18 protein-coding genes are annotated in these 18,882 nt (G+C 70.9%); 10 read left to right on the forward strand and 8 right to left on the reverse strand.

From position 1 onward, the window contains the following. Positions 1-46 precede the first annotated feature (46 nt). Together ACM26Y_RS08680 and ACM26Y_RS08685 are read left to right on the forward strand one after the other, a co-directional pair. Positions 47-1,327 carry a glutaminase gene (locus ACM26Y_RS08680; protein ID WP_416063218.1) on the forward strand — a complete coding sequence of 427 codons (1,281 nt, stop codon included), beginning with the start codon at positions 47-49 and terminating at the stop codon, positions 1,325-1,327. A gap of 70 nt (positions 1,328-1,397) precedes the next feature. Then, the gene (locus ACM26Y_RS08685) at positions 1,398-2,612 is read left to right on the forward strand and encodes a GNAT family N-acetyltransferase (RefSeq protein ID WP_416063219.1); all 1,215 of its coding nucleotides are present in this window, start codon (positions 1,398-1,400) and stop codon (positions 2,610-2,612) included. An 88-nt stretch (positions 2,613-2,700) separates the two neighbouring features. Here ACM26Y_RS08685 and ACM26Y_RS08690 read toward each other — a convergent pair whose 3' ends face one another. From ACM26Y_RS08690 to ACM26Y_RS08705, 4 genes are all read right to left on the reverse strand, one after another. Next, positions 2,701-3,381, reverse strand: coding sequence for a DedA family protein (locus ACM26Y_RS08690; RefSeq protein ID WP_416063220.1), 681 nt, complete (start codon positions 3,379-3,381; stop codon positions 2,701-2,703). A 57-nt stretch (positions 3,382-3,438) separates the two neighbouring features. Then, positions 3,439-4,587 (reverse strand): serine hydrolase domain-containing protein, encoded by a 1,149-nt coding sequence (locus ACM26Y_RS08695; protein ID WP_416063221.1) that lies wholly within the window; start codon positions 4,585-4,587, stop codon positions 3,439-3,441. 105 nt (positions 4,588-4,692) lie between these two features. Then, positions 4,693-4,827: a hypothetical protein gene (locus ACM26Y_RS08700; protein WP_416063222.1), complete on the reverse strand. Its 135-nt coding sequence runs from the start codon at positions 4,825-4,827 to the stop codon at positions 4,693-4,695. Positions 4,828-4,867: 40 nt separating this feature from the next. Next, on the reverse strand, positions 4,868-5,320 hold the full coding sequence (locus ACM26Y_RS08705) for a DUF5994 family protein (protein WP_416063223.1): 453 nt from the start codon (positions 5,318-5,320) through the stop codon (positions 4,868-4,870). 190 nt (positions 5,321-5,510) lie between these two features. On the opposite strand from ACM26Y_RS08705, the gene ppk2 reads away from it, so the two are divergent. The 3 genes from ppk2 (at position 5,511) to ACM26Y_RS08720 (ending at position 7,484) form a co-directional block, all read left to right on the forward strand. Next, a complete protein-coding gene (gene ppk2, locus ACM26Y_RS08710; RefSeq protein ID WP_003935142.1) occupies positions 5,511-6,458 on the forward strand; it encodes a polyphosphate kinase 2 in 948 nt (315 codons plus the stop codon). Positions 6,459-6,593: 135 nt separating this feature from the next. Continuing rightward, positions 6,594-6,764 (forward strand): hypothetical protein, encoded by a 171-nt coding sequence (locus tag ACM26Y_RS08715; RefSeq protein ID WP_200863113.1) that lies wholly within the window; start codon positions 6,594-6,596, stop codon positions 6,762-6,764. Positions 6,765-6,794: 30 nt separating this feature from the next. Next, entirely contained in the window at positions 6,795-7,484 is a 690-nt protein-coding gene (locus tag ACM26Y_RS08720; protein WP_416063224.1) for an alpha/beta fold hydrolase, read from the forward strand. 11 nt (positions 7,485-7,495) lie between these two features. On the opposite strand, the gene ACM26Y_RS08725 is transcribed toward ACM26Y_RS08720, so the two are convergent. Then, positions 7,496-9,583: an elongation factor G-like protein EF-G2 gene (locus ACM26Y_RS08725; RefSeq protein WP_416063225.1), complete on the reverse strand. Its 2,088-nt coding sequence runs from the start codon at positions 9,581-9,583 to the stop codon at positions 7,496-7,498. Positions 9,584-9,732: 149 nt separating this feature from the next. On the opposite strand from ACM26Y_RS08725, the gene ACM26Y_RS08730 reads away from it, so the two are divergent. The 3 genes from ACM26Y_RS08730 to ACM26Y_RS08740 all read left to right on the forward strand — a co-directional run bounded on the left by ACM26Y_RS08730 (position 9,733) and on the right by ACM26Y_RS08740 (position 12,884). After that, entirely contained in the window at positions 9,733-10,806 is a 1,074-nt protein-coding gene (locus tag ACM26Y_RS08730; RefSeq protein WP_416063226.1) for an alpha/beta hydrolase, read from the forward strand. Between the two features lie 96 nt (positions 10,807-10,902). Next, positions 10,903-12,327, forward strand: coding sequence for an aldehyde dehydrogenase family protein (locus tag ACM26Y_RS08735; protein ID WP_003935146.1), 1,425 nt, complete (start codon positions 10,903-10,905; stop codon positions 12,325-12,327). 89 nt (positions 12,328-12,416) lie between these two features. After that, a complete protein-coding gene (locus ACM26Y_RS08740; protein ID WP_003935147.1) occupies positions 12,417-12,884 on the forward strand; it encodes a hypothetical protein in 468 nt (155 codons plus the stop codon). Positions 12,885-12,967: 83 nt separating this feature from the next. On the opposite strand, the gene ACM26Y_RS08745 is transcribed toward ACM26Y_RS08740, so the two are convergent. Beyond that, positions 12,968-13,264, reverse strand: coding sequence for a chorismate mutase (locus ACM26Y_RS08745; protein ID WP_003935148.1), 297 nt, complete (start codon positions 13,262-13,264; stop codon positions 12,968-12,970). 372 nt (positions 13,265-13,636) lie between these two features. On the opposite strand from ACM26Y_RS08745, the gene ACM26Y_RS08750 reads away from it, so the two are divergent. After that, on the forward strand, positions 13,637-14,488 hold the full coding sequence (locus tag ACM26Y_RS08750; RefSeq protein WP_003935149.1) for a hypothetical protein: 852 nt from the start codon (positions 13,637-13,639) through the stop codon (positions 14,486-14,488). Positions 14,489-14,602: 114 nt separating this feature from the next. Beyond that, positions 14,603-15,787: a thiolase family protein gene (locus ACM26Y_RS08755; protein WP_416063227.1), complete on the forward strand. Its 1,185-nt coding sequence runs from the start codon at positions 14,603-14,605 to the stop codon at positions 15,785-15,787. Positions 15,788-15,850: 63 nt separating this feature from the next. Here the strand turns inward: ACM26Y_RS08755 and ACM26Y_RS08760 are convergent, their stop codons facing one another. Both ACM26Y_RS08760 and ACM26Y_RS08765 read right to left on the reverse strand, forming a co-directional pair. Next, a complete protein-coding gene (locus tag ACM26Y_RS08760; protein ID WP_416063228.1) occupies positions 15,851-17,407 on the reverse strand; it encodes a long-chain-fatty-acid--CoA ligase in 1,557 nt (518 codons plus the stop codon). Positions 17,408-17,522: 115 nt separating this feature from the next. Continuing rightward, positions 17,523-18,797, reverse strand: a complete 1,275-nt coding sequence (locus ACM26Y_RS08765) for a hypothetical protein (protein WP_416063229.1) — start codon at positions 18,795-18,797, stop codon at positions 17,523-17,525. Positions 18,798-18,882 lie beyond the last annotated feature (85 nt).

Consider the following 18,882-nt stretch of genomic DNA (forward strand, 5'->3'; position numbering starts at 1 on the left):
TGCGGTACCCGCCGCCGATACGCCGACGGTCGGGAAGGATGGGGGCATGCGCTCCCCGATACCGGACTACCTGACCGAGGTGCTCGACACGTGCACCGCCGATGTGAGCGGGACCGTCGCCGACTACATTCCGGAGCTGGCCGCGGCCGACCCGGATCGTTTCGCGGTGGCTCTCGTGACGGCGGACGGGACGGTGTATTCGGCCGGCGACATCGAGCATGCCTTCTCGATCCAGTCGATCTCCAAGCCGTTCGTGTACGGCATGGCGCTCGACCGGCTGGGGTTCGATGCGGTGCTCGAGAAGATCGATGTGGAACCGTCGGGGGAGGCGTTCAACGAGATCTCCCTCGAACACGACTCGGGGCGGCCGCTGAATCCGATGATCAACGCGGGCGCGCTCACCGCCCACGCGCTGCTGTCCGACGATGCGTCGCCGCACGCGCGGGGCGAACAGGTGCGGTCGCTGTTCTCCGACCTGGCCGGCCGCGACCTCGCTATCGACGAGCGCGTCGCCGCCTCCGAGCTGACCACGACGTACCGCAACATCGCGATCGCGAACCTGCTGCGCAGCTACGAGGTGTTCTTCGACGACCCCGAGGACGTGGTCGCCGGGTATGTGCGTCAGTGTTCGGTGTCGGTGACGGTGACCGATCTGGCGATGATGGCAGGCACACTCGCCAACGGCGGGGTCCAGCCGCGCACGGGTGCCCGGGTGTTCTCCCGGCCGACGGTGCGTCAGGTGCTGTCGGTGATGGCCACGTGCGGGATGTACGACGCGGCCGGCGACTGGCTGACCACCGTCGGCATCCCCGCGAAGAGCGGGGTCTCGGGCGGTATCATCGGGATCCTGCCCGGCCAGCTGGGCATCGCCGTGTTCTCGCCGCGGCTGGACCGGCACGGCAACAGCGCGCGGGGTGTCGTCGCCTTCGAGCGCCTGTCCCACGACATGAATCTGCATCTGATGGACGCCCCGATGGTCGCGCATTCGGTGCTACGCCGGCGCGAGATCCTAGGCGAGGAACCGGAGGCGGTCACCGTGCTGGAACTGCAGGGCGATATCCAGTTCACCAACGCCGAGACCGTGGTGCGGGCCGTGGTGGACGAGCCGGTGACCACCCGGCGGGTGGCGCTCGACCTGACGTTCGTGCACTCGGTGCTGCCGGTCGGGCGGCGGATGATCCTCGAAGTGCTGCGACGGCTGCTACTCGACGGGCACGACGTCACGCTGATCGACCCGGACGAGCACCTGCCGGACCCCGACGTCGGCGACGGTCGCCGCCCGGACGTCCATCGGTCGGTCGACGACCTGCTCGCGGCGTCGCCGTGACCGCCGGGCGGGCACCGTCAGCGGTCCGCGTCGGGACCCGTCCCGGACCGGCGGCCCGTATGCTGCGGTAATGCCGGAGATCCGGGTCCTCGAGACCGAATCAGAGCTGCTGTCGGCGGCGAAACTGTTCCGTACCGCGATGATCGGGATGCCCGCCCCGAATCCGCTCCAGCCGGGCCAGATCCTGACCCAGCGCGAGCAGGGCCGCACCCTCGGCGCGTTCGTCGACGGGGAGTTGGTGGGCACCGTGGAGTCGGCGTCGAGCGGGATGATCCTGCCGGGAGGGCGCCGCGTCCCGCACGCCGCCGTCACGCACGTCGGGGTGCTGCCCACGCACACCCGTCGGGGCGTGCTCTCGGCGTTGATGCGGCACCAGCTGAGCGACGCCCAGGACCGGGGTGAGGTGGTGACGTCGCTGCGGGCCTCCGAGGCGACGATCTACGGCCGTTTCGGGTACGGCATCGCGACCACGACGCACACCGTCGAACTGGACGTGCGGCGAGCGACGCTGCGTCCGTCCGTGGGGGAGGGCGGGCCGGTGCGGCTCGTCGACCCACACGACGCGTGGGACCTGCTCTCGCGCATCGCCGACGACAATCCGTCGTCGCGGCCCGGGAGCATCGATCGCATCCCGCCGTGGTGGCGGTCGCAGGAGCACCGGATCGTCGGGGACCGTGAACCCCGGTACGTCGCGGTGCACGGCGAGCCGGGAGCGGAGACGGGCTTCGCCCGCTACCGCCCGATCGGCACCGACACCTGGTTCGGCAGCCGGGAGCGCACGGTCGTCGTCGAGGACTTCTTCGCGCCGACCCGCACGGCCTACCTGGGCCTGCTGCGGTTCCTGCTCAACCTCGACCTGGTGGACACGTTCGTGTTCGTCGCGATGCCGCAGGACGACCCGCTGCCGTGGTTGCTGACGGACTCACGGGCGGTGCAGCTGCGCCGCGCCGGCGACGAGACGTGGCTGCGGATCGTCGACGTGCCCGCCGCGTTGCGCGACCGGACGTTCGCCGGTTCCGGTGAGGTGCGGCTGGGGGTGGTCGACGAGCGTCTGCCGGAGAACTCCGGCACCTACCGGATCTCGGCGTCGGGTGCGGAACGCGTGGACGAGCCGGCGCAGCTCGAGGTGGACGCGTCCACGCTCGCCGCGACGCTGCTCGGCGGGACTCGCTGGCATCAGCTCGAGGTCGCCGGTTTGGTGCAGGTGCACGACGCGGAGGCGCTGCCGGTGGTCGAGCAGCTGTTCGCGACGGCGTCGGCGCCGTTCGCCGGCGTCATGTTTTGAACCCGGGCTTGCACCCGTTGTCGCGTCCTTGCATCCGTTTCGTCGCGCCGGAACGGGTGCAAGCCGACGGGAACGGGTGCAAGGTCGGCTAGTTCGCGTCGCTCTGCGCGCGGCGCTTGCGCACCCGCTTGACCACCGCGTACCCGGCGAAGAGGACGACGGCCCCGATCACGATGTTCTGGAACGTGGAGGCGTACGGCTCGACGCGGGACCAGTTCGCGCCCAGCCCGTAGCCGGCGAAGACGAAGATGCTGTTCCAGATGAGGCTGCCCGCGGTGGTGAAGAGGACGAACCGCCATGCGGGCATGCGGGTGACGCCCGCGGGGATGGAGATCAGGCTGCGGAACAGCGGGACCATGCGGCCGAAGAACACGGCCTTGCCGCCGTGTCGTTCGAACCAGGCGGTGGTGCGGTCGAGGTCCTCGACGTCGACGAGGGGAAGCCGGTCGACGATCCGGCGGATCCGGTCGGGGCCGATGCCGCGTCCGGTCGCGTAGAGCCCGAGGGCGCCGACGAGCGAGCCGAGGGTGGTCCAGAACAGGGCACCGAAGAGGGTGAAGCTGCCGAGGCTCGCGGCGAAGCCGGCGAGCGGCAGGATGACCTCACTCGGCAGCGGCGGGAAGAAGTTCTCCAGCGCGATCGCGATGCCCGCGCCGACGCCGCCGAGCCGGTCCATCAGGGACAGCGCCCAGCCGGCGATGCCGTCGGTGGGGGCGGCGGCGTCGGCCGGTATGGCAGCGAGGAGTGCGACAGTCACCTGATCCACCATAACGACCGATCACGCCGGATCCGGGCCGACGTGAGGGCCGCCACGGCCGTCGTGCGGTCAGGATCCGGCGAGCGCGGCCTGCAGTTTCTGCACCACGGCGGGCGCCGGGTTCTGGTTCTGGGCGTTCGGGATGTCACTGTTGACCGCGACGAGGATGATGTCGCGCGTGTCCTGGTTGTAGCCGAAGTAGGTGTTGAAGCCGGGTAGTTCACCGGTGTGGCTGAGCCAGCCGTCGGCGTCCCCGAGTCCGAGCCCGTATGCCGCGGTCGCGGTGTTGGGCGGCAGCCCGTACAGGAACGACGACATCCGCACGTCCTGGGTCTGCTGGTCGTAGAGTCCCTCGCCGGTGCCGATGGCCTTCGCCCAGATCTGCAGGTCGTCGAGGGTGGAGATCATCGCCCCGGCCGCCCAGGCCCACGACGGGTCCCAGTTGGTGGCGTCGGTGGTCCGCCCCTCCGGCTGTCCCTGTTCGGTGATGCCGTCGAGGTGGGGGGAGGGGATGTCGGCGTTGTCGGGGAACGAGGTCTCGCTCATGCCGATGGGCTCGGTGATCCGCTCGGTGATGTAGTCACCCAGGCTCTGCCCGCTGACCTGCTCGACGACGAGTCCGAGGGCGATGAGATTGGAGTTGGAGTACTCCCATTTCTCGCCGGGTGCGAAGTTCGGCGGGTCGCCGCGCACGATGTCGAGCAGCTGTTCCGGAGTCCAGGGCTTGGTCGGGTCGCCGAACAGCTGGTTCTGGAAGTTCTCGTCGAAGGTGTAGCTGGGGATGCCGCTGGTCATGTCGGCGAGCTGGCGCAGGGTGGCGGTGTCGCCGTTGGGCAGGCCCGGCACGTACTTGCCGATGGGATCGTCGAGGGAGAGCTTGCCGTCCTGCATCAGCTGGAGGATCGCGGTGACGGTGAACGTCTTGGTGATGCTGCCGATGCGGGTGTGGTCGGCGGCGGTCGGTGGCTCGGTCGAGTCCGGCCCGGCCGTCCCGGAGCTGCCGGTCCATTCGTAGTCGGCGGTGATCACCCGCGCGACCACCCCGGGGAACTTGAAGTCGTCGCGCACGTCGTCGAGTGCGGCCTGGAACTGCTCGGCCTGGGCCGCGTCGGGGGCGCGCGTGGTGGTCGTCGCGGAGTCCTCGGTGCCGGTGTCGGAGCCGCAGGCGGCGGCCGCCAGAACGAAGGTGGTCATCGCAAGGATCGACAGCCGGCGCATGGCGTCTCCAGAGTTCGGGGGATTTCTCCGGATTTCAGTGTGACGCCTGCACCGGGGTCGTGCGCTGGATTCGATCATGTTCCCCCGCATCGGGGGTATGCCCGGTCAGTTCGGAGCCGAGAAGAGCCCGGAGTAGTCGTGCGGTCCGTGCCGGCGGGGATCCGTCTCGGCCTCGGTGGGAGTGTCCGCGTCGGCAGGGGCGCCGGGCTGGAGGAAGATCGGGTACTCGTGGTGCTGCATGGTGTCCTGTTCTGTGGTGGGAAGGGAGGGGAGAAGCGGGTCAGTGGTTGCCGGGCGCACCGGCGACGGTCCGCATGATCTCGTAGGCGCGGTCCGGATCGGTGTGGGGCGCGACGATCGTCAGCGCGATCCGGGTTCCGGATTCGCCGAACAGATACATCAGATTCGACGGCTGACCGGGGATCGGACCGGTGATCTCGATGCCGTCGACGTCGTCGATGCGCCGCTGAGCAGAGCTGACCGCATTCCATTCGAACGCGATCCGCGTGACGGGCCCGAGCCTCGGGACGAGCGCCGAGACCAGGTCGTGCAGTTCGGAGGTGACGTTCTGGGTCCAGGGGAACCAGGCGCCGTCGACGGACGACGTGGGCGCCCCGGCAGGTCGCAGCAGCAACCGCGGGGTGCGGGTGGGTTCGGGGAACGGTTGTGTTCCCGGCTGCGCCGGCGCAGCCCGGTCGGTGCCGAGCTGTCCGGGCAGCGGTGTGTGCGTCACGGGACGCTCCTTGGTCGGCCGCGAATCAGCCGGAAGATGTTCCAATCGGGGCCCACCGGGCGGGAAGCCCGATGCGAAATGCCCATCGATGACTCGAAGCCTACAGGGTGGGGTGGAAGCGGGCGAATGCGCCGCGGGTCGCACCGGCGTTCGAACCGCACCGTGCCGGTGGCGGCGGTAACCTCACGGAGTGGACGAGTTGAACGAGAAGGGCGAACCGTTCGAACTCGCGTCGGACGGTCAGGTTGACGTCACCCCGGAGATCGACGAGATCGGCGAGTTGCTGCGGAAGTCCGGCCGCAAGAATCGGATCGCCGACGTCGACGAGCCGTGGCGGAACGGGTATCCGTACGACACGAAAATGACGCGGCGGCAGTACGAGGCCCGCAAACGCAAGCTGCAGATCGAGCTGCTCAAACTGCAGGCCTGGGTCAAGGAGCACAACGAGAAGATCGTCGTCATCTTCGAAGGCCGCGACGCGGCCGGCAAGGGTGGGGCGATCAAGCGGTTCACCGAACACCTCAATCCGCGTGGTGCGCGGGTGATGGCGCTCGAGAAGCCGACCGAGCGGGAACGCACGCAGTGGTATTTCCAGCGCTACGTCGAACACCTGCCGGCGGGTGGGGAGATCGTGCTGATGGACCGGTCCTGGTACAACCGGGCCGGTGTCGAACGGGTGATGGGCTACTGCACCCCGAACGAGTACCGCGAATTCACGCGCTCCGCACCGGAATTCGAGCGGATGCTGGTGCAGTCCGGGATCCACCTGGTCAAGTTCTGGTTCTCGGTGGGCCGCGAGGAGCAGCACGCGCGGTTCGTCGCGCGCAGCACCGACCCGGTCAAGCAGTGGAAGCTCTCGCCGACGGACCTCGCGAGCCTCGACAAGTGGGACGCGTACACGGAGGCGAAGGAGGCGATGCTGTTCTACACCGACACCCCGCATGCCCCGTGGACCATCGTCAAGGCGAACGACAAGAAGCGTTCGCGGATCGAGGCGATGAAGTGGGTGCTGCACCGCTTCGACTACACCGGCAAGAATCCGCGCGTGGTCGGCACCCCCGATGCCCAGATCATCGGCTCGCCCGAGACGGTCTACGACGAGGGGGAGCGCCCCTCGGAGACCTTCCCGAAGGTGTGATGTGCGCCCGGTGCGCGGTTTCGGGGCGCGGGCGACCGGGTAATGCGGGAGGGCTGCACCGACCGAGGTCGGCCGACATCGAAAGGACGTCACACCGTGGGAAGTCCGGAACAGCGCGATGACCGAGAAGAGCCCGTGGAGGCCACCGACCGCCCCGCCCCGGTCACCGGGGAGGACCTGGAGAACCTGGTGGACGACATGGAGAAGCGGGTCGAGAGCGAACGCGAGGAGGAAGGTGTCGAGGGCAGTGTCTCGGACCGTGAGCAGCAGCGGCCGATCGAGACCGGCGACGAGGCGCCGGACTGACCGGCCCGGCCCGTGACGGATCGGCAGACGATGCCCGGTGCCACGACCCGCACCTTCGTCCTGTTACCGGGCGCGGGGTCGGACTCGTGGTACTGGCACCGGGTGGTGCCGCTGCTGCGCGGGCACGAGGTCGTGCCGGTCGACCTGCCGTACACCGATCCCGGCGCCGACCAGTACGCGTACGCGGACGTCGTGGTGGCGGCCTGCCGTGACCTCGCGCGCCCACCGACCCTGGTGGCGCAGTCGATGTCCGCGTTCACCGCGGCGATCGTCGCCGAGCGGATGCCGGTCCACGCGCTGGTCCTGGTGGCGCCGATGGTCCCGGCGCCGGGCGAGTCGCCGGGACAGTGGTGGTCGGCGGTGGGCCAGGCCGAGGCGAAGCGCGCCCAGGACGTCGCCGACGGACGTGACCCGGATGCGCCGCTGGATCCGCGCACGCTGTTCTTCCACGATGTGCCCGCCGACGTTGTCGACGAGGCGTTCGCGCACGAGCAGCCGGACATGGCGGAGTCGGCCTTCGAGCCGGCGTGGCGGGCGCAGCGGTGGCCGGACGTGCCGGTGCGGGTGATCGCGGGCCGCCACGACCGGCTGTTTCCGCTGCCGCTGATCGAGCGGCTCGCGCGCGAGCGGCTGGGGGTGGACGCCGAGGTGATCGACACCGGGCACCTGCCCGCGCTGGCCCGTCCCGCGGAACTGGCGGCGCTGCTGCTGCGAGAATGATCCGCCCGGCGTCAGCGGTTTCCGTTGCGGGACTTGCCGTTCGACGGGGACTCGTGCTGCGCGCCGGTGAACTGCGCCGCCGCCGCGGCCGGCATGGGCTCGTAGCGCAGGTGCATCCGGGAGAACTCCGCGGTGCCCTGCGTGAGCGACCGCAGATCCACCGGATAGCGGGCGAGTTCGAGTTCGGGGACTTCCGCGCGCAGCAGGGTGCGGCCCGGCTCGGCGCTCTCGGTGCCCAGGACCCGGCCGCGCCGGGCGGACAGGTCGCCGAGGACAGCGCCGAGGTACTCCTCGGGCAGGATCACCCGCACCGCGGCGACGGGTTCGAGCAGCGTGACCTCGGTGTGCGTGGCGGCGTCACGCAGGGCCAGCCCGGCCGCGGTCTGGAACGCGGCGTCGGAGGAATCCACCGAATGCGCCTTGCCGTCGACGAGGGTGACGCGGACGTCGATGAGCGGGTTCCCGGTGGCCACCCCCTTGGCGGCCTGCGCCCGCACGCCCTTCTCCACGGACGGGAAGAACTGCCTGGGCACGGCGCCGCCGACGACGCGTTCGGCGAATTCGATGCCGCCGCCGAGCGGCAACGGTTCGACCTCGACGTCGCATACCGCGTACTGGCCGTGGCCGCCGGACTGTTTGACGAGCCGGCCGTGGCCCTTGGCCGGGGCGGCGAACGTCTCGCGCAGCGCCACCCGGTACGGGACGGCGTCGACGTGCACGCCGTGGCGGGTGCGCAGCCGGTCGAGGACGACCTCGGCGTGGGCCTCGCCCGTGCACCACAGCACCAGCTGGTGGGTGTCGGGGTTCTGTTCGAGGCGCAGGGCCGGGTCCTCGGCGGTCAGCCGGGCGAGGGCTTGCGAGAGCTTGTCGTCGTCGCTGCGGGTGTGGGCCTCGACGGCCACCGGCAGCAGCGGCTCGGGTAGCGGCCAGCGGTCCAGCAGGGTCGACGCCCCCGCCTCGGAGAGCGTGTCGCCGGGCTGGGCGGTGAGGAGCTTGGCGATGCACACGAGGTCCCCGGCGACGGCCTCGGGCACCGGGCGCTGTTGCCGGCCGAACGGGCTGGTGAGGGTCGCGACGCGTTCGGTGGTGTCGTCGCCGGCGGAGCCGGCCAGCCGGATCGTCGTGTCGGGCCGCAGGGTTCCGGAGTACACCCGCACGAGGCTGATGCGCCCGACGTAGGCGTCCCCGGCGACGCGGATCACCTGCGCCGCCAGCGGTGCCTCGGGGTCGGCGGCGGGCGCGGGCGGGCGACGGTGGGTGGGGTCGGGGAAGGCCATCGCCACGAGGTCGAGGAGCTCGGCGGCGCCCACCCCGTAGTCGGTGGTGGCGAGCGCGGGATGCAGTGCGCAGTCGACGATCTCGTGCCGCAACCCCTCGTCGAGGGATTCGGTGTCGAGGGTTTCACCCGCGAGGTAACGCTCCATGAGGGTGTCGTCCTGGCCGGAGATGGCCTCGACGAGGCTCTCGCGTGCGGCGCCGGTGTCCGGGACGGCGGCGGGATTGCCGTAGCCGCGGCCGGTGAGCAGATCGATCGAGCCGCAGGGGCGGCCGCCGTCGAAGACCGGCACGTAGACCGGCCGCAGGGTGTCCGGACCGAGGTCGAACGCGTCGTGGCACGCGGTGAGCATGTCGTCGAAGCCGGTGCGGGCGACGTCGAGCTTGGAGACGACGATGGCGCGGGGGATCGCGGTCTCGGCGCACTCGCGCCACAGGGTGCGGGTGGCGGCGGAGATGGGATCGGTTGCGGAGACCACGAATACGGCCGCGTCGGCGGCATGCAGGCCCGCGCGGACCTCGGCGTCGAAGTCCGGGTGCCCGGGGGTGTCGATGATGTTGATCTTCACCCCGTTCCACTCGAGCGGCAGCACGGCCAGCTGCACCGAACGGCGGTGCTGCTGTTCGATCGCCTCGTAGTCGGACACTGTGGTGCCGTCCGCGGTCCGGCCGGCCCGGCCCACAGCGCCCGCGGCCAGCGCGAGGGATTCGGCGAGGGTGGTCTTGCCGACCCCGCTGCAGCCGACGAGGACGACGTTGCGGAGTTGTGCGGGGCGCTCGACGGCGGGCGCCCGTTCGGTGCGTGCGGCAGAGCGGTCGGGCATCGGCGACTCCTCCCGTGGCCTGTGCCCAAGTGTAGGAGGCGCCTCCGCCGCCGTGGCGTCTTTCGGGCACGCCGACGGTCCGGGAAAGGCGCCACGGGGACGACTCGTCCGCTACTCTCAACCTGAACTTGAGGTTTAGGGAGGTCCTCGTGGTGGTTGCCCGGCGCCCGGCACTCGTCCGCCTGCTCACGACCGGGACGGCGCTCGCCGCCGTCACCGTGCTGGGAGCGGGAGCCGCCGTCGCGGCACCCGACACCGGGTCGAGCTCCGGCTCCTCGGTGCCGTCCGCCTTCCAGGAGGACCCCGGCCCCCTGCCTGAGCTGCGCGACATCGAGACCGCGGCCATCGTGGGGGAGACCCCGATCGCCGAACGCGCGGTGCGGCTGACGGTCGCAAGCCCCGCCCTGCGCCGCGACGTGGGCGTCGAGGTCCTGCTCCCCGCCGACAACTCCGTCCCGCGCCCCACCCTGTTCCTGCTCGATGGGGTCAGCGCCCGCAACCACACGAGCGGGTGGATGAACATCGGCGGCGCCCCCGCCTTCTTCGCCGACAAGAACGTCAACGTCGTCATGCCCAACGGTGGTCGCGGCAGCCTCTACAGCGACTGGCTGCAGTCCGATCCCAAGCTCGGGCTCAACAAGTGGGAAACCTTCCTCACCAAGGAACTTCCGCCGCTGCTCGCCGCGCGGCTGAACAGCAACGGGGTCAACGCGATCGCCGGGAACTCGATGGGCGGGCAGGCGGCCATGATGCTCGCCCACCGGCACCCCGAGCTGTACCGGGGCGTTGCCGCGTTCAGCGGCTGCTATTCGACGGGCGACCTGCTCGGCAGCGCCGTCGTGCAGACCAGCACCTCGTCGCAGGGCGGCGACGCCGTGAACATGTGGGGGCCGCCCGGCAGCCGGGAGTGGGCCGAGCACGACACCGTCGCGCACGCCGAGAACCTTGCCGGCAAGGAGCTGTACATGTCCGCCGCGACCGGCGTGCCGGGACCCCACGAGACACCCGGCACCCCGGACCTCGCGCGCACCCTCGTCCTCGGCGGCATCCTCGAGGCCGGGTCGCGGATGTGCACCCAGCGGCTCGAGGAGCGTCTCGCGGCTCTGAAGATCCCCGTCACCGTCACCTACGAACCCGTCGGGGTGCACGCGTGGGGCTACTGGCGCGACCAGCTGCCCAAGGCGTGGCCGACCCTCCAGCGCGCCCTCGAGACCCAGCCCTGACGCGCCGCGGCGGGCCGGGCCGGCTTCCCGCGGTGCGTCGGACACGCGTCGTACGCTGCCTGTGAAGCACATCACTCAGGGGAGAAGGACCGACACATGAACAACGTGCTCGATCGCACGAAGATCTACATCGGCGGCGAATGGGTGGACTCCGACGGCACCGGCCGGATCGACGTGATCGCCCCGGCCACTGAGGACGTCATCGCCGTCGTCGCCGAAGGCACGGCGCAGGACGTCGACCGGGCCGTCCGCGCCGCGCGGGCGGCGTTCCCGGCGTGGTCGGCACTCAGCGGCGCCGAACGAGGCGCCCACCTCGGCAAGGTCGCGGCCCTCATGGCCGAGCGCATCGACGAACTCGCCGAACTCGTCTCCCGCGACATGGGCATGCCGGTGACCCTGGCCAAGCCGGTCCAGATCGGCATGCCGCTGAAGAACATCACCCGCTACGCCGAACTCGCCGCGACCTACGACTTCGACGCCGGCGAGGTGGGCAACGCCCTGATCGTCCGCGAGCCCATCGGCGTCGTCGGCGCCATCACCCCGTGGAACTACCCCCTGCACCAGGTGGTCCTGAAGGTCTTCGCGGCCCTCGCGGGCGGCTGCACCGTCGTGCTCAAGCCGACCGAGGTCGCGCCCCTGATCACCTACGCGCTCGTCGACCTCTGCGACGAGGCCGGACTGCCGCCCGGCGTGTTCAACCTCGTCAGCGGCTACGGGCCCGTCGTCGGCGAGGCCATCGCCGCGCACCCCGACGTGGACATGGTGTCGTTCACCGGCTCCACCCGCGCGGGCAAGCGCGTCGCCGTGGTCGCCGCGGAGACGGTGAAGAAGGTCGCCCTCGAACTCGGCGGCAAGTCCGCCAACGTAATCCTCGACGACGCCGACCTGACCCGGGCCGTCACCGACGGTGTCGCCCAGTGCTTCCTGAACTCCGGGCAGACCTGCTCGGCACTGACCCGCATGCTCGTCCCGGCCGAGCGGATGAACGAGGTGGCGGCCCTCGCCGAACAGGTCGCGCGCGCCTACACCGTCGGGGATCCGACCGCGGCCGGCACCCGCCTCGGCCCGCTGGTCAACGCCAACCAGTTCAAGCGGGTGCGGTCCTACATCGACAAGGGCATCGAGGAGGGCGCCGAACTGGTCCTCGACGGGCGCGAAACCGGCCTCGGCACCGGCTACTTCGTCGGACCGACCGTGTTCGCGAACGTGACCGAGGACATGACGATCGCGCGCGAGGAGATCTTCGGGCCGGTGCTGTCGATCATCGGGTACCGCGACGAGGACGACGCCGTGCGCATTGCCAACGACAGCGACTACGGGCTCTCCGGCGGCGTCTGGTCCGCCGACCGCGCCCGGGCCGAGCGGGTCGCTCGGCAGATGCGCACCGGGCAGGTCTACATCAACGGCGGCGCCTTCAACACCGACGCACCGTTCGGCGGCTACAAGCACTCCGGTGTCGGCCGCGAGGCGGGCGTCTTCGGCCTCGAAGAGTTCCTGGAGGTGAAGGCACTGCTGCGGTGACCGGCCCGTCACGTTCGGGCGCCACCGAACGATAGACGGAAAGACGGCATCGGTTTCCCCGGACCGGGAACGCGCGGAGGGAGCGGACGATGTACATCATGCCGCCGGACCCCAATGGCGGGTCCACAGGCGACCCGAGTGGTCGTGGTCTGCGCGAGGTGCTGGAAGGCCGGCTCCCGGACCTCGCCGCGTGCGCGCGGCTGCTGTCCGGCGGCTCCGAGCGGGCGGCTCCGGTCCTGGACCGGGCGCTGGCACGGGCGGTCGCGACCTGGCGCGGCCCGATCGGTCCCGAACTGTGCGCGTACGTCGTGTCGTGGTTCGTGTACCTGTTGCACGCCGAGAGCCGGGCCCCCCGGCGTGCGGAGGGCTGCGGTGACGACGCCGTGCTGTTCTCGACGTTGCCGCCGGTCGAGCAGATCGCCCTCGTGCTCGGCGAGTTCGAGGAGCTGCCGCCGGCGGGCATCGCCGCCGTCGCCGGCCGGGCGCTCGCCGAGTTCGAGCTCGAGGCGCCGCGCGCGGCCTCGGTGCGGGAGGGTGTCCTGCACGCGAGGCGCTGAACGCCCCGGGTGCCGGTGTTCCGGCGGCTACGACGACGCGGCCCCCGCACCGATCGGTGCGGGGGCCGCGTGAAGTCGTGGGTCTAGGACAGGCGGGTGCGTCCGAGGCGGAGCAGCGTCATCGCCAGGGTCTTGCCGTCGGCGCCGAGTTCGGCGAAGCGGTCGAGGACCCCCATCTCGAGGTTCTGCGCCTGCCGAGCGTTTCCGGACTCCTTCGCAGCGATGCCCGCCCGGCGCGACAGCTCGCTGCGGCGCTCGATCGCCTCGAGAATCTGCGCATCGAGCTCCCCGATCTCGTCGAACAGTCGACCGAGGTCTTCCTGGGTCGAAACCACCTCGCGGGCGGACTCGAAGCCAGGCGAATCAAGCTGGACAGTCATGCAGATTCCTCCGGTCTCGTCTGGATCGTCGATGATTGTGTCGTTCCCGTCGGGGCCAGTGTTACTCATCCGTAGACAAGATTTTCGTGTCCCGCCGCCCGGGCTCGACGGCCACGAGATGAACACCTCTTGAACTGGGCTTTATGTCCGTCCTGTGGCGTATGTGGCAATGGTCACACCCCCGGCTGCGGGCCCGGATTCGGCCCCCGGACGTAGGGTCGAAGGTCCCTTCGGCGGGCGACCGCGATCGCGGTGCGTGTCGTGCGCCACGATCGGTGGGCCCTGCGGTAGCGTTCCCCACCTACCGGCAACCGGTCGGGGCGGTGGGGTCCCGGCGCTTCCGGAAGGGGAACGCAGTGGGACGGGTGTTTCGTGCACGGCACCGATGAAGACGAGTCCGCCTCCGCGCCGCTGATCCGCCCGGAGGAGTGGCCGCCTCCCAAGGTCAATACCCGGGTCGCCGCCGCGATAGTCCTGGCGGGCTTCGTGATCCTCGTCTCTCTCTGGCGGGCTTGGGATGCCGGTCACGCGGGAGCCTGGCCGGTGACCCGGTTCTTCCTCATCCTGTCCGGCCTGATGGCTCTCACCGCGCTCTTCGGATACGTGTTCTGGCGGCCGCGTCGTGGTGACCCGGAGATTCGTCTCGTCGAGGCGCGGGGCCGCGGGGCCACCGAGATCCGCGCGTCCGGCCCGGTCTTCCATCTGATGGGCGCCATGACGACGAGCGCGGCGTTGCTCTCGCTCGGCGCTGCCGTCGAGATCGTGCTGTTCGACCACGGCGTGCCGTGGGTGAGTGTGCTCCTCACGGCTTTCGGGCTGCCGTGCGCGGCGTTCGTCGTGGAGGTGCTGCGCGGCGGGATCCGTCGCGGGGCGCTGCTGCTGACACCGGACGGGATCCGGCAACGCGGCTGGACGATCGAGTCGTATCTGCCGTGGGTGTCGGTGGCGGGGGTGCACGCCGTCCATCACGGCTTCCCCGAGATCTGGGTGCTGGGCACGCCGGCCGCGGCGTGGGCGCGACGACGGACCAGCCGGCTGTTCCGCCTGGAGCGGTTGCCCCCCGAAGCGGTGATCGAGATCGATTCCCGCAAGTTCGACTGCGACCCGGTGCTGCTGTACCGGGTGCTCGAGTTCTACGCGAACAATCCGCAGGCCCGCACGGAACTCGGGTCGGCCGCGGCGACCGAGCGCGTACATCGGCACGACCTCGACGACCCCGCCTGACACTGCCCGTCTTGCGCCGCAGTGCCGCCCGACTGTGTTGCGGCTCACTGCTCCGGTATCGTCGGCAGCAAGAGATGGCACTCGGTGCCGTTCCTGCGAGAGATGGGACGTGAGATGAGCACTGCGGAACGGATCGTCATCGTCGACGGTGCGCGCACCCCGGTCGGTAGCTTCGGCGGCGCCTTCAAGGACGTGCCGGCCCACGAACTCGGCGCGACCGCCGCCAAGGCCGCCCTCGAGCGCGCCGGGGTCGCACCCGGGGACATCGACGAGGTCGTCATGGGCTGCATCGGGCAGGTCGGACCCGACGCCTACAACGCCCGCCGCGTCGCCCTCGCCGCCGGACTGCCGGTGGCGACCCCCGCGTACACCGTCAACCGGCTGTGCGGCTCGGGCCTGCAGGCGATCTGGTCGGCGGCGATGCAGATGCGCTGGGGCGGGGTCGATCTGGCCCTGGCCGGCGGCGACGAAAACATGTCCCGCATGCCGTTCTACGACTTCGGCGCCCGCTCCGGCTACAAGCTGGGCGACCGCACCCTCGTCGACGGCACCGTCGGCATGCTCACCGACCCGTTCCACGGCATCCACATGGGCGTCACCGCCGAGAACGTCGCCCGCGAGTACGGCATCGACCGCGTCGCGCAGGACGAGTTCGCCGCCGAGTCGCAGCGCCGCGCCGCCACCGACGCCGCCCGCGCCGCGTTCGCCGAGGAGATCACCCCCGTCGAGATCGGCGGCCGCAAGCCCACCGTCGTCACCACCGACGAGCATCCCAAGCCCGACACCACCGTCGAGACCCTGGCGAAGCTGCGCCCGGCCTTCGTCAAGGACGGCACCGTCACCGCCGGCAACGCCTCCGGCATCAACGACGGCGCCGGCGTCGTCGTGCTCGCCCGCGAGTCCGTCGCGGCCGAGCGGGGCCTGGGTGGGCTCGCGGTGATCGAGTCCGTTGCCACCGCCGCGCTCGAACCGGAGCTGATGGGCTACGCGCCGGTGCTCGCCCTGCAGAAGCTGTTCGAGCAGACCGGCACCACCCCGGCCGACATCGACACCGTCGAGCTCAACGAGGCGTTCGCCTCGCAGGCCGTCGCGGTGCTCCGCGACGCCAAGCTCGACCCGGCCCGCACCAACCCGTACGGCGGGGCGATCGCCCTCGGCCACCCCGTCGGCGCGACCGGCGGGATCCTGACCCTGCGGGTGGCCAAGGACCTGGTGCGCCGCGATCTCGAGCTCGGCATCGTCACCATGTGCATCGGCGGTGGCCAGGCCCTCGCCGCCCTCATCCGCCGCATCCGCTGACCCGGGCCGCTCCGCGGCCGGTGTGTCCTTTGGGCTGCCCTGGCAGCCCAAAGGGCACACCGCTCACAGATTGCGGTCGTGCCCGGCCCAGTACGGGGCGCGCAGGGAGCGCTTGAGGATCTTGCCGGTGGGGTTGCGCGGAAGCATGTCGACGATGTCGATGCTCGACGGGCACTTGAAGTGCGCGAGGTGCCGGCGGGTGTAGTCGACGAGTTCCTGCTCGTCGGCCTTCTGGTCCGGGGCGAGCACCACCACCGCCTTGACCGTCTCGCCCCATTTCTCGTCCGGGACGCCGATGACCGCGACCTCGGCCACGGCCGGATGCTCGACGAGGACCCGCTCGACCTCCGGGCAGTACACGTTCTCACCGCCGGTGATGATCATGTCCTTGAGCCGGTCCTCGATGAACACGAACCCGCCGTCGTCGACCCGGCCCATGTCGCCGCTGCGCAACCACCCGTCGGGAGTGATCGTTTCGGCCGTCGCGTCGGGCCGGTTCCAGTAGCCGGGTGTGGTCTGCGCCGAGCGCCACCACAATTCGCCGATCCCGCCCGGTGCCACGTCCTCGAGCGTGGCCGGGTCGACGACGCGCATCTCTACCCCGGGGATCGGGGTGCCCGCCGACGCCATCCGCCGTTCCTGCGCCGGGTCGCGGTGCACGTCCGGCAGCAGCGCGGTGATCACCCCGGCGAGTTCGGTCATGCCGTACACCTGGACGAACTCGGTCTCCGGCCACGCGGCAAGCGCGCCGCGCAGCAGCGGCAGCGGCATCGGCGCGGCACCGTAGGTGATGCGCTTGAGCCGGGCGAAGGCGCCGATCGCCTGCTCGCCGGCGGCGAGGACGGCCCCGATCACCGGTGGCACCAGGAACGCGATGTTCGCTCCCGCCGCGAGACCCCCGAACAGGGAGGGCGCGTCCGCCTCGCGGGTGAACACGCAGCGGCGGCCGTCGTGGATACCCATGATCGCGTAGCAGGTGCCGCCCACATGGAACAGCGGCATCGCCACGAGAAGGCAGTCGCCGTCGGTGAACGGCAGCACCGCGAGCACGTCCTCGGAGTGCGCGAACAGGTTGCGGTGCGTCAGCTGGACGCCCTTGGGCCGGCCGGTGGTGCCGGAGCTGTAGAGCAGCAGCGCGGTCGTCTCGGCCGCGATCTCGGGCAGGGTCGCCGGGGCCGCGGCCGCGAGCCACGGCTCGAACTCGTCGTTCTCCCCGCCGACGACGACGATCTTCGCCACCGTGGACAGTCGCGGCCGCAGCGACTCGATCTCTTGCGCGAATTCCGCTCCCACGAACAGGATTCGTGCCTGCGAGTCGTTGATCACGTAGTCGAGTTCGTCACCGGCGAGCCGGAAGTTCGGGATCGCGTTGGCCGCGCCGAGCGCGGAGGCGGCGTAGGTGACCTCGAGGCAGGCGAGGTTGTTCTTGTCGACGAACGCGACGGTGTCACCCTGCCCGATGCCCTCGGCGGCGAGAGCGCCGGCGAGGTGGAGCAGTCGCTCGTGCCACTGCGCCCAGGTGTGGGTGCGGTCGAGGTACTGCACCGCGACCTCGTCCGGCTTGGTCTGCGCCCAGTGCGCGACGCGGTCGAGGATGACGGACGGAGCGGGAACGGACATGCGGGGGCCTCCTGGAAGAACAGCGGCCCGCCCTGTGGCGGGTGTCACACAGGTTATTGCTGGGGCGGCGTCGCGTCTCGGAATCGGACGTATCGCCGCGGCGACCGTCGGGCCCTCACTGTCCGGGCAGGCAGGCCGCGACGCCGCCGGTCTCGAAGGTGGAACTCTCGCAGTAGGCCGCCCGCGGGTAGTAGGGCCCCATCGTGGCGGCCGGGTCGCCGCCCTGTGCCGCCTGCACCGACTGCGGCAGGAATGCGTCGGACGGCAGCATGTTCCGGTAGAGCAGGGTCTTCTTCGGGACCTCGGTCGAGCCCCACGGCAGGACCGTCACCGTCGGATCTGCCGTGGCGCGGGCGGGCACGTCCTCGGGCGCGGCGACGACGTAGGTGAACCAGCCCTGCGCGTCGACGGCCGTCTCGAAGTCGGCCGCGCACGCGACGACCGGGTACGGGGTGACCTGGTCGTTCTGGCACATCGACCAGTACCGCACCTGTCGGCCCGGTGTGGTGACCGGTTCGCCGGCGCGGGTGTCGGGGAACGTGGGGGCCTTGCCGCGCACGACGACGATCCGGCCCGGCTGGTACGTCAGGACGGTGCCGATGTACTTGTTGTCGCCGTTGGGGAACAGCCCGGAGGTGGTGGCGGGACTGACGAAGGTGGCCTCGGGATTGTTCCCGGGGAAGGCGCCCGATGCGGCGCCCTCGACGATGCGGTCGACGGCCGCCTCGGCGGCGCGCTCGACCGGTCCGCTGCCGTAGTCGGCCGGGTCGAAGTCGGAGGTGCACGTGGGTACCGGCGTGGCGCGTCCACCCTGGTGCAGGGTCACGTCCGGGAGGGGAACCCCGCCGGTCGCGGAGGCCGGATCGTCGGGCACGTAGACCCGGATGATGAGGAATCCGGCCGGTGCGCTGGGGGATCCGGTGGGGAGCGCGGCGATCTCGTTGCGGGCGTGGTCGGCCGGACCGGTGACGACGGTCGCGCTCCAGCGCCGGGCCGACGCGGGCAGCGTCTCGGCGGCCGCGTCCGCGAACGGGTTGCCGCTGCCGGGGTCGGGTGCGATCTGCGCGTCGCGCAGGGTGTCGACGGTGTCGAAGTTGGTTCCGTAGGTGTTGAGCGAGAAGTACCGGGCCGCCGGGTAGGTGCCGTGCAGTTCGATGCTGTCGCCCGGGGCCAGCGCGTACGGCAGCACCCAGTAGGTCGCATTGCCGTCGGGGAACGCGACGTCCAGCACGGTCGAATCGGACCGGAACTGCCACGCGCACGACCCGACGGGTTGCTGTGCCGCGGAGGTCGCCGGCGTCGCCAGGGCGTGCGCTGCCGCGAGCAGGCCGACGAGCACGGTGGTCACGCGACGGCCGCGTCCGGCCGTCGAAGGAGCGCGTACGGCCATGGGAACTCCTCAGTCGAGGGAGAATCCTGTCGCATCATCTGTACCCGACACGGGCCGGCTGCACCGGCGGTTCGGGCGGATTCGC

The organism is Rhodococcus indonesiensis, assembly GCF_047782815.1.
In the GTDB taxonomy this organism is placed as follows: Bacteria; Actinomycetota; Actinomycetes; order Mycobacteriales; family Mycobacteriaceae; genus Rhodococcus; species Rhodococcus indonesiensis.

What these genes read in the sequence shown, in the direction of transcription:
- ACM26Y_RS08735 (WP_003935146.1), top strand. Translation starts at nt 10,903, where the DNA reads ATGAACAACGTGCTCGATCGCACGAAGATCTACATCGGCGGCGAATGG.
- ACM26Y_RS08680 (WP_416063218.1), top strand. Translation starts at nt 47, where the DNA reads ATGCGCTCCCCGATACCGGACTACCTGACCGAGGTGCTCGACACGTGC.
- ACM26Y_RS08700 (WP_416063222.1), bottom strand. Translation starts at nt 4,827, where the DNA reads ATGCAGCACCACGAGTACCCGATCTTCCTCCAGCCCGGCGCCCCTGCC.
- ACM26Y_RS08740 (WP_003935147.1), top strand. Translation starts at nt 12,417, where the DNA reads ATGTACATCATGCCGCCGGACCCCAATGGCGGGTCCACAGGCGACCCG.
- ACM26Y_RS08690 (WP_416063220.1), bottom strand. Translation starts at nt 3,381, where the DNA reads ATGGTGGATCAGGTGACTGTCGCACTCCTCGCTGCCATACCGGCCGAC.
- ACM26Y_RS08755 (WP_416063227.1), top strand. Translation starts at nt 14,603, where the DNA reads ATGAGCACTGCGGAACGGATCGTCATCGTCGACGGTGCGCGCACCCCG.
- ACM26Y_RS08695 (WP_416063221.1), bottom strand. Translation starts at nt 4,587, where the DNA reads ATGCGCCGGCTGTCGATCCTTGCGATGACCACCTTCGTTCTGGCGGCC.
- ACM26Y_RS08720 (WP_416063224.1), top strand. Translation starts at nt 6,795, where the DNA reads ATGCCCGGTGCCACGACCCGCACCTTCGTCCTGTTACCGGGCGCGGGG.
- ACM26Y_RS08745 (WP_003935148.1), bottom strand. Translation starts at nt 13,264, where the DNA reads ATGACTGTCCAGCTTGATTCGCCTGGCTTCGAGTCCGCCCGCGAGGTG.
- ACM26Y_RS08765 (WP_416063229.1), bottom strand. Translation starts at nt 18,797, where the DNA reads ATGGCCGTACGCGCTCCTTCGACGGCCGGACGCGGCCGTCGCGTGACC.
- ACM26Y_RS08685 (WP_416063219.1), top strand. Translation starts at nt 1,398, where the DNA reads ATGCCGGAGATCCGGGTCCTCGAGACCGAATCAGAGCTGCTGTCGGCG.
- ACM26Y_RS08760 (WP_416063228.1), bottom strand. Translation starts at nt 17,407, where the DNA reads ATGTCCGTTCCCGCTCCGTCCGTCATCCTCGACCGCGTCGCGCACTGG.
- ACM26Y_RS08725 (WP_416063225.1), bottom strand. Translation starts at nt 9,583, where the DNA reads ATGCCCGACCGCTCTGCCGCACGCACCGAACGGGCGCCCGCCGTCGAG.